The organism is Vibrio sp. JZG10 (assembly GCF_054064075.1).
Genome location: NZ_JBSUGE010000007.1, coordinates 42,665 through 55,516 on the forward strand (window position 1 = coordinate 42,665; position 12,852 = coordinate 55,516).

Here is a 12,852-nt window from a genome sequence, read left to right on the forward strand (position 1 = left end):
CTAGCGTTTGGAAATGAATAGTAACTCGCGAACAATATTGGCTACAGAGATTCGGTAAGAAAAAGATTAATTGGGAAGTTCTATGAGTATCGTTGTACCTAAAGAAGAAACATTCGAAAAGTATGAACTGATTGATAGAAAGCCGTTTGCAAACTACCTTACTGCTTTCCTGAACACCAAAGCTGAAGAAGGCTACGTAATTAACCTAAATGCTGAATGGGGGGCTGGTAAAACGACTTTCTTACGATGCTGGTACAACGAACTATCCAAAGATCACCCAACAATTTATTTTGATGCCTGGCGTTCGGACTTTTCCAAAGATGCGATGCTGGCGCTAATTGACTGCTTTCATGCCCAATTAGCTAACCCAATAGCTGGCAATGAAGAGTTAATAAAATCGTTATTTGATAAAGGTAGCTATTTTATTCGAAAGTCCGTCCCTTCCCTCCTCGTTGGGTACTTGAAACACAAAACAGGAACTCCTGAAGATGAGTCCCTAATCGAAGATATCAATAAGCAGTTTGGTATAGAAATAGCTGAGAAAGAGTGTGGCGACGCATTAAAAGACATCTTAAAAGATATTCTAGAACAAAGACAAAGAGTTGAAGGAATCGAAGCCTTCCAAGAAGTACTTGTAAAACTGGCGAAAGCTTTCGTAGATACATACGAAAAAGCTCCAAACCCAAAACAGTATCCTGTCTACGTACTTATAGATGAGCTCGATCGCTGCAGACCAAGCTACGCCATCGAGATAATCGAGAGTGTTAAGCACTTCTTTAATACTAAAAACTTCGTATTTGTCATCGCTACAGATACCGAACAGCTCCAACATTCTGTTAAGGCAGTTTACGGTGAAGGCTTCGATGCGTACTCATATCTAAGCCGATTTTTTCATAAGACCGTAACGTTACCGGCTCCAAGCATGGCAGAATACTTGGTCTCTCGACTGTCACCAATAGTCGAGTCTGACTTTGAATTTGATGCACCTTTCTTACTTGATTTCCTCGTGGGGATATTCGAGTGGCACAATATGACGTCACTTCGTGAAATCGACAAAGTGATACAAGATATAGAGGTAGCAAAATCAACCGGAAACAAAAGCTTTAAAATCATCCCATTAGTTTTACTCTCAGTTCTAAAGAGACTGCATCCACAAAGCTTCAACAAGTTTATAAAAAGTGCCGTTTTACCTTATCGACATGAAAATCAAAATAGTGCTGAGGATAAAGACTATCTGTTACCGAAAAATAATAACGTTAAACCTTTGAAAATCAATACAACGTTAATAATACAATTTGAAAATGCGTTACGATACATGTTGCTATCTCTAAACCAGAACGCAGATAAGTTTAGTATAGACAACCTTTCTACTTTACCGTCTCACAATCAAAGCAACGGTATTTACATCGTTTGTGATGCATACCGCCTCAACCCAATGGGAACTCCCGCAAATAAAGACGGTTACAGTAAAATACTAAATTTGGCTGGGCATTTTGAATAAAAACAAAAGCCCCATTAACGAGGGGCTCATTTATTCAGAATGGAGAGATACTTCGACCTAAGAAGTGCCTGAATTGCTATGCTCTTCTTTTACGGCCTCATCTTCAGCTACCACATTCATTTTACGGAATGATAGATACTTGGTGAAACCAGTGGAAATGATAGCTTTATTATTGGGAGAGATTCCAACATGGCCAACGACTATCACATCTGAACCATCGAGCTCACCAACATCTTTAATCTTAAAGTTTCTAAGGAGCTGGTCTTTTAACTCTGGTCTAAGTCTTATGCTAGGTTCAGTCCTATAGTCACCATAATTCAGCCAAAGGACTCCATTATTATCAACGTTCAAGTTGTTTATGGGACCCCAGAATATGTATTCTTTTCCTGTGTGCTTGTCATTTGCTTCTGATATGGGAACTAAGAAGTCTGCAAGTTGACCTTTAATGATCTCTCTTCCACCGTCCGTCACAATGTTAATCGTCTGCCCCTTATCCGCATAATTGGGGTTACGACATAGGTTTGTTAACAGCGCCCTCAAAGATTTATTTAGTGGGAAGCCTGAGCCAGAACCAACACCAGATGCCGGCCTTGCCGTTACTCGTGTTGATTCCTCTTCACCGTGCTTGCCGTTATCTTGAGATACATACAATGAGTTGTTGTTGGCTTTATCTAGATCAACACGAATATCAGAAGATAAATCTCCTTCTCCCGCTGATTCATCTTCCCCATCAGGTTTCATCAATACCGTCGAAGCGTCGCAATTAGGTTTATGGCGAGCACCAAAACATGCCATACGGTCGATTTTTTCTGTCTTATATCCCTTAACAAACCAAGCTTTTTCTCCACAAGCTTTGCAGTCAATTAATCCTCGAAATTTACCCGGATCATCTTCATACATTTCCGTTGTACAATCCGACTCATCTTCCCTATAGGTGCAAACAAGCATACTCACCTCAACACATACACTACCGTACTAATCCCGATTTATCAGCAATTTGTGTATCGGTCAAACCGTAGTCTTCTCTTTGCGATATAGAGCATACTCATTCTTGTTCGTTCATTTTCAACTTAAACATTGCAAAAAATACCACATAGAAATACTGTATATAAAAACAGTTAAATTTATCTCATTATGACAATTCGAAACCTCAAAGACAGCAGCAAAAAACCTTGGCTTTGTGAATGCTACCCACAAGGTCGAGCTGGTAAACGTGTCCGTAAGCGCTTCACAACCAAAGGCGAAGCTACCGCTTTTGAGTTGCATCTAATGAAAGAGGTAGATGACAAACCATGGTTAGGGAGTAAACCCGATCACCGTCGATTATCTACCTTGGTGGAACTTTGGTACATGCTCCACGGAAAGAACTTAAAATCTGGCGAGCATACTCGTCTACGCTTAGAGAATATGGTTGAAGACTTAAGCGACCCGCTCGCTGCTCAACTAAATTCGAAACATCTCGCGACTTACCGAGCAACCCGCATGAACAAGGGGCGTGGCCAAGAGCACAAAGATCTTTCTATTGCATCCAACAATGTGGACTTTGGATTGCTAAAAGCGATGTTCAACAAGTTAATAAAGCTTGGTGAGTGGAAGCTACCAAATCCGGTTAGCGGTATTGAGGCAATCAAAAAGCCTGAGTCCGAACTTGCGTTCCTGACCGAACAGGAAATTCGCTACTTGTTTGAAATGGCTCAACAAAGCCCAGTTGGTGATGAACTAACGAAGATATATAAAATATGCCTAGCGACAGGAGCGCGAATCAGAGAGGCGATTTATCTGAAAGGCACTAACCTGACGAAATACCGCATTACCTACAACAACACCAAAGGCAAACGGAACAGAACGGTACCGATTTCTGAAGAGTTGTATACCCAAATTTATAAGCCAACCAATGACCGCCTTTTTACTTGCGGTTACGGCGTAGCATACAAGTGGTTAACTAAAGCCCTCCCCCATTTACCAGAAGGACAAGCGACTCACGTTTTACGTCATACCTTCGCAAGTCACTTCATGACGAATGGCGGCAACATTCTTGTACTGAAGGAAATCCTAGGCCATCAGCATATCGACCACACGATGATTTACGCCCACTTTTCACCAAACCATTTGAGCGATGCGGTGAGGTTTAATCCGCTTACGGCTCTCAGTATTTAGCCGAAATAGATGGCGACAAAGTGGCGGCAGAGGTCAGTTTTTGTCGTTATTTATACGTCATCACCAGATTGAAGCGATTGCATAAGTCTTTATATAACAAGGAATAGCAAGGGTTGGAGGGGTTTCTAAGGATTGTGAGACATAATAAAGCTTTATGTTCATTCCACTAACCTAAAAAGAAAAAGGAGCCAGTACGGCTCCTTCGTATTCTATCGCTAAATGTGAGTATTTACGAATTACTCAGCTTGATCTTCAGCGCGCGCTGCAGCTTCTTTGATTAGAGGCTGAAGTTCACCTTTTTGGAACATTTCTAGAATGATGTCGCAACCGCCGATAAGCTCGCCTTCAACCCATAGTTGAGGGAATGTTGGCCATTGTGCGTACTTTGGTAGCTCAGCACGGATATCTGGGTTTTGCAGAATGTCTACGTAAGCGAACTTCTCACCACATGCCATTAGAGCCTGTGACGCTTGAGAAGAGAAACCACAGCTTGGCAGTTTCGGTGATCCTTTCATGTACAGCAGGATTGAGTTTTCAGAGATCTGCTGTTTGATTTTGTCGATAGTTTCCATCGCTTCCTCATTCATGGGTTTGAACTTTGTTTATTTGCCACATTCTACTCAATAACGACAGAATAAAAACCATATAATTAATAAGGCTTAAATTCAGGTTGCTTGATGGCGAACAATTCCGCACTTCACAGCCGCTAACCCCTTAAAATATTTTCATATCGGGGTTTTAATAAAGTAAAAACTTGCTAAAATACTTAGCAAGTCAGCCTTAAAGGCTACATAGCTATAAAAAACACTGGAAGCAATCGAAAGGTCATCCTTTCAAATCAATGGAGAATCGAGTAATGGCATTTGAACTACCAGCTCTTCCTTACGCGAAAGACGCACTAGAACCACACATCTCAGCAGAGACTCTAGACTACCACCACGGTAAGCACCACAACACTTACGTTGTTAAGCTAAATGGTCTTATCCCTGGCACTGAGTTCGAAGGCAAAACTCTAGAAGAGATCATCAAGACTTCTACTGGTGGCGTATTCAACAACGCAGCGCAAATCTGGAACCACACGTTCTACTGGCACTGTCTTGCTCCAAACGCAGGCGGCGAGCCAACTGGCGCAGTTGCTGACGCAATCAACGCAGCGTTCGGTTCTTTCGAAGAATTCAAAGCGAAGTTTACTGATTCAGCAATCAACAACTTCGGTTCTTCATGGACTTGGCTTGTTAAGAAAGCTGACGGCTCTCTAGAGATCGTTAACACTTCTAACGCTGCTACTCCTCTAACAGAAGAAGGTACAACACCACTTCTAACTGTTGACCTATGGGAACACGCATACTACATCGATTACCGCAACGTACGTCCTGATTACATGAACGGCTTCTGGGCACTTGTAAACTGGGACTTCGTAGCTGAGAACCTAGCGAAGTAATTTTACTTCCCCCTAAGTTCAATTTAGTCTTATTTTAAAAGCTCGCTAAACCAGCGAGCTTTTTATTTTTCGCTTAAAAACTCCAATTTAATCTCTTCTTTTTCCTAAAGTTCTTCTCAGACACGCCGTTAAAATGGCATCGAGCGAGGAACATCATGCAAATTCATACTTTAGACAAAGCGGCAATTATTAACGAGCTTCAGTTCGGCAATGGTATCAACCATGCTGTCCACGAAGGACGTCGTGCCGATTTTGCACTGATTTTGTCGATGTTTTCTAACGATGTACGCGACGTTGTACCTGTGGAGGAAATCAAAGAAGTAGCCACTAGCGAAGATATACTCCGTCAACAACTTGAATTGTCAACGCCTCAAGCTCTTCGTTCTGATAGCAGCAGCTATGAGCTAGCAGCACAGCAAGCAAAACAATTCCACGGTGCAGGTCTATCCTCAGCGAAACTGAGTCACTACTTGAAACCAGACGCCCTGACCTACTTGCCGGAAGATACGTTTAACCTTCCTGAAGACGTTTATCACAACCTATCCGGTCATGAGCGACGCAAATTGGGCGAGCGCAACAAAAACCTCATCCCAGATGCAGGGCTATACAATCAACTAGTGACGGCTCAACGTCAGTATCAAATTCAACTGCAAGTATAGAGATCATTGTTCAACCAACAGCTTGCAGTATCCACAGTCAGAAATGTGACGCCTTACAAATTACCGCACAATAGTCCTCATCCAAAAGCGTTAGTTTGAAGTCTTTCACACTGAGCCTTTCTAATTTCAACCATGCTAATAGCACAAACCACTGGTGTATTTTTTTTCACACAGGGATACAGTGAAGGTGTTATGGATATTAAAGAATCAATTATTCTCGTCACGTCTGCAGGTTCTGTTATAGGAAGGACTTGTGCTAGTCACTTTGCTCACCTTGGAGCGACGTTGATTCTTTGTGACCAAAACTCTAGCGCTCTAAAATCGAGCTATGAGCAGATTAGTGCCTTCACAGATAAAGTCTATGCGATGAATGTGTGCAGTGATAACACAACGTCCATTAACTTACTGTTTGATCAGATAGAATCGCAGCTGCGTGCGACACCAGACGTGATAGTCAATTGCTGGACGAGCTCTCCCATGCCAGGCTTGATGGCTCCCGAACCTATGAGTACTTACATTGATCACTTGTCTTCTGCAGCACGTTTCCTCTACACCTATGGCCAGGTGGGAGCCGAACGATTTCGCGCTAGAAATAAGAAAGGGGTAATTGTTAACGTCATTTCCCATGACAGCCATGAAGATTTAACGGGAGTCGAAAGCATGGCTGCTTTGGTGTCAGGTTTTACTCACAGTTGGGCAAAGGAGCTCACTCCATTTAATATTCGGGTGGGTGGCGTCATTCCTTCGGTAAACCATACAAGAGAAGAACTTAACGAAAGGCACTGGGCAGAGATCCAAGATGAACTGGTTCGCAATACCGCATATATCGTATCAAATGAGTATTTTAGTGGCAGAGTGGTTGCTACTGAAGTATGAATGGGCAACACGTTTGTTGCGTCAAGGGATCGCTATTACTCAACTCTTTCAACAAAAAAAGCCCCAGTCAAATGACTGGGGCTTTTACTTTTTCCCGGTTAAGGTTTCGTGCTAGCGAAAACCTTACTCACACGACTCTTGATTACGCGTCAGCTTTTTCTTTCTTTGCTTTAGGCGCCGCTTTCGCTGCTTCTTGGTCTGCTTTCTTCTTGATAACTGTTGTACCTTCGAAAGTTTCACCTTCAACGAATGCTTTACCGTAGTAAGAAGCCATTAACACATCTTTAAGTTCGCTAATTAGTGGGTAGCGAGGGTTCGCACCAGTACATTGGTCATCGAACGCTTCAACTGCTAGCTCATCAAGTTTCGCGATAAAGTCTGCTTCAGCTACGCCTGCCGCTTGGATAGACATTGGGATGTCTAGGTTCACTTTTAGCTCATCCAACCATGCTAGTAGACGTTCAATTTTCTGAGCAGTACGGTCACCAGCTTGGCTTAGACCTAAGTGGTCAGCAACTTCAGCGTAACGACGACGTGCTTGTGGGCGGTCGTATTGAGAGAACGCTGTTTGTTTAGTTGGGTTATCGTTCGCGTTGTAACGTACAACGTTAGAGATAAGTAGTGCGTTTGCTAGGCCATGTGGAATGTGGAACTCAGCACCTAGTTTGTGCGCCATTGAGTGACAAACACCTAGGAATGCGTTAGCAAATGCCACACCAGCGATAGTTGCTGCGTTGTGTACTTTCTCACGAGCGATTGGGTCGTTAGCGCCGTTCGCGTAGCTTGAAGGTAGGTATTCTTTTAGCATCTTAAGTGCTTGTAGAGCCTGACCGTCAGAGTATTCATTCGCAAGAACAGATACGTAAGCTTCTAGAGCGTGAGTTACTGCATCGTAACCACCAAATGCTGTTAGAGACTTAGGCATGTTCATCACTAGGTTCGCATCAACGATAGCCATGTTTGGCGTGATTTCGTAGTCAGCTAGTGGGTATTTAGCGCCAGTCTTGTCGTCAGTAACAACCGCAAATGGCGTAACTTCTGAACCAGTACCTGAAGTTGTAGTGATACATACAAGCTCAGCTTTTTGACCCATTTTAGGGAACTTGTAAATACGTTTACGGATGTCCATAAAGCGCATTGCTAGTTCTTCGAAGTGAGTTTCTGGGTGCTCGTACATTACCCACATGATCTTCGCAGCATCCATTGGTGAACCACCACCTAGCGCTAAGATAACGTCTGGTTGGTAGCTAGCCATTTGAGCCGCACCTTTCTCTACTACAGAAAGCGTTGGGTCAGCTTCAACATCGAAGAATGTTTGAACTTCCATGCCTTGAGCTTTCAGTAGGCTTACTACGTCATCTGCGTAACCGTTGTTGAATAGGAAACGGTCAGTTACTAAGAATGCGCGTTTCTTACCTTCTAGGTCGCCTAGAGCAATTGGAAGGCTACCACGACGGAAGTAGATTGACTTAGGTAGTTTATGCCACAACATGTTTTCAGCTCGCTTCGCTACAGTTTTCTTGTTGATTAGGTGTTTAGGACCTACGTTCTCAGAGATAGAGTTACCACCCCATGAACCACAACCTAGAGTTAGAGAAGGCGCAACGTTGAAGTTGTACAAGTCACCGATACCACCGTGAGTAGTCGGGATGTTGATTAGGATACGAGCTGTCTTCATCTTGTCACCGAAGTAACGGATACGGTCAGCGTTAGTATCTTGGTTAGTGTAAAGACCAGATGTGTGGCCGATACCACCAATCTCAACCATAGTTACCGCTTGAGCAACCGCGTCTTCGAAGTTGTCAGCACGGAATAGACCTAGAGTTGGAGATAGTTTCTCGTGAGCGAATGCGTCATCGTGAGACACTTTACCTAGACCTTCACCAACAAGGACTTTCGTGTCTGCTGGAACTTTAACGCCTGCCATTTCAGCGATTGCCGCTGCTGGCTGACCTACGATTTTCGCGTTTAGCGCGCCATCGATAAGAAGAACTTTACGAACTTTTTCAGCTTCTGCTTTGCTTAGTACGTAAGCTTTGTGAGAAGCAAAACGCTCTTTCACTTCATCGTAAACTTCATCAACGACGATTGCAGCCTGCTCAGAAGCACATACTACGCCGTTGTCGAAAGTCTTAGACATCAGGATAGAAGCTACTGCACGTTTGATGTCAGCAGTTTCGTCGATAACAACAGGAACGTTACCTGCACCTACACCGATTGCTGGTTTACCAGAAGAGTAAGCTGCTTTAACCATGCCTGGGCCACCAGTTGCAAGGATAAGAGCAATGTCATCGTGTTTCATAAGAGCGTTAGAAAGCTCAACAGAAGGTTGGTCGATCCAACCGATGATGTCTTTTGGTGCACCCGCTGCTACTGCTGCGTCTAGAACCAGTTTCGCTGCGTCGTTAGTCGAGTTTTTCGCACGTGGGTGTGGTGAGAAGATGATACCGTTACGAGTCTTCAGAGAGATTAGAGATTTGAAGATCGCTGTAGATGTAGGGTTAGTCGTTGGTACGATACCGCAGATGATACCTACAGGTTCAGCGATAGTCATAGTACCTAGGTTGTCATCCTCTTCTAGGATGCCACACGTTTGTTCGTCTTTGTATTTGTTGTAGATAAACTCAGAAGCGAAGTGGTTCTTGATTACTTTATCTTCAACAATACCCATACCAGATTCTTCAACCGCTTGTTGAGCTAGCGGGATACGGGCTTGGTTAGCTGCAAGCGATGCTGCACGGAAGATTTTGTCTACTTGCTCTTGAGAGTAAGTAGCGAACTCTTCTTGCGCTTTCTTAACGCGAGCAATCATTGCATCTAGTTCAGCCATATTAGTTACAGGCATAGGGAATCTCCTAAAATTAACAAATATTAAAAACTTTTTACTAAGGCTATTACTTATCGTTTTTACTGTTTATCAGTCACTTAGAAAATAAACGTCTTAGTAAATTGCTTTCAGGACTGAGTATAATATTTCAGAGTGTGAAAAAAATTGACTTGGATCAGTTCTCACGACCTAAATACCACCAAAGTGGTGCCCCACCACACTAAAACGACATAACTCATTGATAAACAAATAAATTAATCTTCACTTTTTATTGAACAAAAAAGAAGCAAATAGACAAATAAATAAAAGAAACTACAACAACCTGTAAAAAAGTTTCATTTTTAGCCAACAAAATTACATGTAGGCCCAATTCCTTGTGCTACTGAGAGTATATCGAACCGAATACATCTCTCTACAAACCACCTTAGTTTTTATCAAAAGTGTGCGAATGTTAACGTTTATGTAAAACAGCACGCTTTGACAGCAACTTTATACGCAACAATTCTTTTCCAGATTAGATACAGTTTATTAAAGAATTAGTTTTTCTCACTAAAACAGTAGGAAATGCGTTAGTTTTTTTCATTTCTTCCAACCCAACTTTTGCCTTACATTACGCCCAAATTACCCCTTCGCCTTTTCACTAATGTGAACTTTAATGAGTACGCAACATGCAAACTTTTGAACTTGCTATCTTCTTGCAGTTTTTTCTTGGTTTGGTCGCCGCAGTAAACCCTGTTGGTATCATGCCTGTGTTTGTGTCACTAACCGGACATATGACACCAGACGAAAAGCGCAATACGGCAACCACAGCGAACGTGGCTGTTGCGATCATCCTGATCATTTCGCTCTTTGCTGGCCAGTTACTATTAGATATGTTCAGCATTTCTCTGGATTCGTTTCGTGTTGCAGGTGGGCTACTGCTGCTTAGCATCGCGTTCTCGATGATGAGCGGTAAACTGGGGGAAGATAAACAAAACAAACAGGAAAAATCAGAATACGTGAGTCGCGAGCAGATCGGTGTTGTTCCTCTTGCGATGCCGCTAATGGCAGGACCAGGCGCAATCAGTTCGACTATTGTTTACGGTGCACGCTACCCAAGCATGTTTGATACGGTAGGCATCAGCATTACAATTGGCTTGTTCTGTCTATGCTCGTGGCTGTTGTTCCGCTCTGCCCCACTGATCGTGCGATTTTTGGGCCAAACTGGTATCAACGTCATTACCCGTATCATGGGTTTGATATTAGGCGCATTGGGTATTGAGTTTATCGCCAATGGTTTACGCAACTTATTTCCAGGATTAGCCTGAGTTTCTATAAAATTGTATGATAGAGCGATTCAACAATGGATCGCTTTGTCATGACGACTGACTCTCTCAAACATACTCTTTATGTCACCATTTTTGGTACTCATACCAAAGCTGGTCGAACCTTCGATATTGCACTCATTATCGCGATTATCAGTTCTCTAATCGTGCTGGTATTAGACTCAATACCATCCGTACGCGCCGAGTGGGCAAAAGAGCTGAAATACTTGGAGTACACTTTTACCGGTTTATTCACTATTGAGTATTTTCTCCGGCTTTATTGCTCTCCAAAACCAGCCGCCTATGCGAAAAGCTTTTATGGCGTCGTTGATTTACTCGCGATTTTACCTACTTACTTAGCACTGTTTTTCCCTTCTGCCTCCTTTATGGGCGTAATAAGAGCACTACGAGTCATGCGAATATTCCGCATACTCAAGTTGGTCCGCTATCTTCAAGAGTCCAACATCCTCTTACGCTCTCTACTGATGGCGCGCAGAAAGATTTTTATCTTCTTTAGCTCTGTCGCCATTATGGTCACGATCTTTGGGTCACTGATTTTTGTCATTGAGGGGCCTGAAAACGGATTTACTAGCATTCCGAAAAGTATTTATTGGGCTATTGTGACCATCACAACGGTTGGATATGGTGACTTGGTACCTCAAACAGATCTCGGAAAAGGACTTGCCTCACTCACCATGTTGTTGGGTTATTCAATTTTGGCGGTCCCTACTGGTATTTTCACAGCAGAGCTTCACCAAGAAATGCAATCGCACAAAGTATTAGTGAAGTGTCCTAACTGTTCTCACGCCGGGCACGACTCTGATGCGACTTACTGTAAACACTGTGGTAGTGAACTGGCCGATCCTGACAAACGCGTTGTTCGTGGAGAAGACGAAGCATAAAAAAGAGCTCCCTAGGGAGCTCTTTTATTTTGTCATCAAACAAAGATTGATGTGATTATGCTTTCTCAGAAAGAATAATGCGTAACGTACGACGCAATGGTTCTGCTGCGCCCCATAGTAGTTGGTCACCAACAGTGAAAGCATTTAGGAAGTCATCACCCATTGCCATCTTACGTAGACGACCTACTGGTACTGACATAGTGCCTGTTACTTTTGCAGGTGTAAGTTCTTGCGCAGTAATGTCACGATCGTTAGGAATCACTTTAACCCAGTCGTTATGAGTGGCGATGATTTCTTCGATTTCGTCCATTGGGACATTTTGCTTAAGCTTGATAGTGAGTGCTTGAGAGTGACAGCGCATCGCACCAATACGGACACAAGTACCATCAATTGGTACAGGCGAGCTTTGTGAGCCCAAAATTTTGTTTGCCTCTGCGCCCGCTTTCCACTCTTCTTTACTCTGACCGTTATCACGTTTCACATCGATCCACGGAATAAGCGAGCCAGCTAGTGGTACACCGAATTTATCGGTAGGGAAAGAACCGCTGCGCATTGTGTCTGCAACTTTTTTATCAATATCTAGGATAGAGCTTGATGGGTTTGCAAGTTCGGAACTTACAGAGTCATTGATAACGCCCATTTGCGAGATCAGTTCACGCATGTTTTGCGCGCCAGCACCAGAAGCGGCTTGGTATGTCATTGCGCTTGTCCACTCAACAAGGCCTTTTTCGAATAAGCCACCTAGACCCATTAGCATTAAACTAACCGTACAGTTACCACCAACAAATGTGTTCGTGCCACCGTGGATGCCTTGTTGGATTTGCTTTAAGTTCACAGGATCAAGCGTGATGATGGAATCTTCCGCCATACGTAACGTAGATGCTGCGTCAATCCAGTAGCCTTTCCAACCGGCTTGTCGAAGTGCTGGGTAAACTTTTTCTGTGTAGCTACCACCTTGACATGTAATTACCGCATCAAGCTGTTTTAAGCTTTCAATATCATACGCGTCTTGCAGTAAGCCTGCGTCTTTTCCTAAGTTAGGAGCAGGAATACCAACTTGAGAAGTACTGTAGAATACTGGTTCGATTAGGTCGAAGTCTTTCTCTTCAACCATACGCTGCATAAGGACTGAACCAACCATACCGCGCCAACCAACTAAACCAACTCTCATCGTATTAACTCTCC

11 protein-coding genes are annotated in these 12,852 nt (G+C 43.2%); 7 read left to right on the plus strand and 4 right to left on the minus strand.

The window, feature by feature from the left end; translation table 11 throughout:
* Nucleotides 1-82: 82 nt before the first annotated feature.
* Nucleotides 83-1,501: a KAP family P-loop NTPase fold protein gene (locus ACWYVB_RS10000; RefSeq protein ID WP_457528866.1), complete on the plus strand. Its 1,419-nt coding sequence runs from the start codon at nucleotides 83-85 to the stop codon at nucleotides 1,499-1,501.
* A gap of 57 nt (nucleotides 1,502-1,558) precedes the next feature.
* On the opposite strand, the gene ACWYVB_RS10005 is transcribed toward ACWYVB_RS10000, so the two are convergent.
* Complete coding sequence (locus tag ACWYVB_RS10005) at nucleotides 1,559-2,401, minus strand: hypothetical protein (protein ID WP_457528868.1); 843 nt, start codon at nucleotides 2,399-2,401, stop codon at nucleotides 1,559-1,561.
* Between the two features lie 234 nt (nucleotides 2,402-2,635).
* Here ACWYVB_RS10005 and ACWYVB_RS10010 point away from each other — a divergent pair, with 234 nt between their 5' ends.
* Nucleotides 2,636-3,658: a phage integrase gene (locus ACWYVB_RS10010; RefSeq protein WP_457528869.1), complete on the plus strand. Its 1,023-nt coding sequence runs from the start codon at nucleotides 2,636-2,638 to the stop codon at nucleotides 3,656-3,658.
* A 236-nt stretch (nucleotides 3,659-3,894) separates the two neighbouring features.
* Here ACWYVB_RS10010 and ACWYVB_RS10015 read toward each other — a convergent pair whose 3' ends face one another.
* On the minus strand, nucleotides 3,895-4,230 hold the full coding sequence (locus tag ACWYVB_RS10015) for a Grx4 family monothiol glutaredoxin (RefSeq protein ID WP_017635833.1): 336 nt from the start codon (nucleotides 4,228-4,230) through the stop codon (nucleotides 3,895-3,897).
* A 284-nt stretch (nucleotides 4,231-4,514) separates the two neighbouring features.
* Here ACWYVB_RS10015 and sodB point away from each other — a divergent pair, with 284 nt between their 5' ends.
* The 3 genes from sodB to ACWYVB_RS10030 all read left to right on the plus strand — a co-directional run bounded on the left by sodB (nucleotide 4,515) and on the right by ACWYVB_RS10030 (nucleotide 6,634).
* On the plus strand, nucleotides 4,515-5,099 hold the full coding sequence (gene sodB / locus ACWYVB_RS10020) for a superoxide dismutase [Fe] (RefSeq protein ID WP_005396533.1): 585 nt from the start codon (nucleotides 4,515-4,517) through the stop codon (nucleotides 5,097-5,099).
* A gap of 155 nt (nucleotides 5,100-5,254) precedes the next feature.
* The gene (locus tag ACWYVB_RS10025) at nucleotides 5,255-5,758 is read left to right on the plus strand and encodes a VC2046/SO_2500 family protein (protein ID WP_074191638.1); all 504 of its coding nucleotides are present in this window, start codon (nucleotides 5,255-5,257) and stop codon (nucleotides 5,756-5,758) included.
* Between the two features lie 132 nt (nucleotides 5,759-5,890).
* Complete coding sequence (locus ACWYVB_RS10030) at nucleotides 5,891-6,634, plus strand: SDR family oxidoreductase (protein ID WP_053808810.1); 744 nt, start codon at nucleotides 5,891-5,893, stop codon at nucleotides 6,632-6,634.
* A 142-nt stretch (nucleotides 6,635-6,776) separates the two neighbouring features.
* On the opposite strand, the gene adhE is transcribed toward ACWYVB_RS10030, so the two are convergent.
* Nucleotides 6,777-9,479: a bifunctional acetaldehyde-CoA/alcohol dehydrogenase gene (adhE, locus tag ACWYVB_RS10035; protein ID WP_012841564.1), complete on the minus strand. Its 2,703-nt coding sequence runs from the start codon at nucleotides 9,477-9,479 to the stop codon at nucleotides 6,777-6,779.
* Nucleotides 9,480-10,129: 650 nt separating this feature from the next.
* Here adhE and ACWYVB_RS10040 point away from each other — a divergent pair.
* Nucleotides 10,130-10,768: a YchE family NAAT transporter gene (locus ACWYVB_RS10040; protein WP_005396528.1), complete on the plus strand. Its 639-nt coding sequence runs from the start codon at nucleotides 10,130-10,132 to the stop codon at nucleotides 10,766-10,768.
* Nucleotides 10,769-10,803: 35 nt separating this feature from the next.
* Nucleotides 10,804-11,667 (plus strand): ion transporter, encoded by an 864-nt coding sequence (locus tag ACWYVB_RS10045; RefSeq protein ID WP_005396527.1) that lies wholly within the window; start codon nucleotides 10,804-10,806, stop codon nucleotides 11,665-11,667.
* Between the two features lie 55 nt (nucleotides 11,668-11,722).
* On the opposite strand, the gene asd is transcribed toward ACWYVB_RS10045, so the two are convergent.
* Nucleotides 11,723-12,838 (minus strand): aspartate-semialdehyde dehydrogenase, encoded by a 1,116-nt coding sequence (gene asd, locus ACWYVB_RS10050; protein WP_005396526.1) that lies wholly within the window; start codon nucleotides 12,836-12,838, stop codon nucleotides 11,723-11,725.
* Nucleotides 12,839-12,852: the final 14 nt, after the last annotated feature.

What these genes read in the sequence shown, in the direction of transcription:
- sodB (WP_005396533.1), top strand. Translation starts at nt 4,515, where the DNA reads ATGGCATTTGAACTACCAGCTCTTCCTTACGCGAAAGACGCACTAGAA.
- ACWYVB_RS10040 (WP_005396528.1), top strand. Translation starts at nt 10,130, where the DNA reads ATGCAAACTTTTGAACTTGCTATCTTCTTGCAGTTTTTTCTTGGTTTG.
- adhE (WP_012841564.1), bottom strand. Translation starts at nt 9,479, where the DNA reads ATGCCTGTAACTAATATGGCTGAACTAGATGCAATGATTGCTCGCGTT.
- ACWYVB_RS10005 (WP_457528868.1), bottom strand. Translation starts at nt 2,401, where the DNA reads ATGTATGAAGATGATCCGGGTAAATTTCGAGGATTAATTGACTGCAAA.
- ACWYVB_RS10025 (WP_074191638.1), top strand. Translation starts at nt 5,255, where the DNA reads ATGCAAATTCATACTTTAGACAAAGCGGCAATTATTAACGAGCTTCAG.
- ACWYVB_RS10010 (WP_457528869.1), top strand. Translation starts at nt 2,636, where the DNA reads ATGACAATTCGAAACCTCAAAGACAGCAGCAAAAAACCTTGGCTTTGT.
- ACWYVB_RS10015 (WP_017635833.1), bottom strand. Translation starts at nt 4,230, where the DNA reads ATGGAAACTATCGACAAAATCAAACAGCAGATCTCTGAAAACTCAATC.
- ACWYVB_RS10030 (WP_053808810.1), top strand. Translation starts at nt 5,891, where the DNA reads ATGCTAATAGCACAAACCACTGGTGTATTTTTTTTCACACAGGGATAC.
- ACWYVB_RS10045 (WP_005396527.1), top strand. Translation starts at nt 10,804, where the DNA reads ATGGATCGCTTTGTCATGACGACTGACTCTCTCAAACATACTCTTTAT.
- ACWYVB_RS10000 (WP_457528866.1), top strand. Translation starts at nt 83, where the DNA reads ATGAGTATCGTTGTACCTAAAGAAGAAACATTCGAAAAGTATGAACTG.
- asd (WP_005396526.1), bottom strand. Translation starts at nt 12,838, where the DNA reads ATGAGAGTTGGTTTAGTTGGTTGGCGCGGTATGGTTGGTTCAGTCCTT.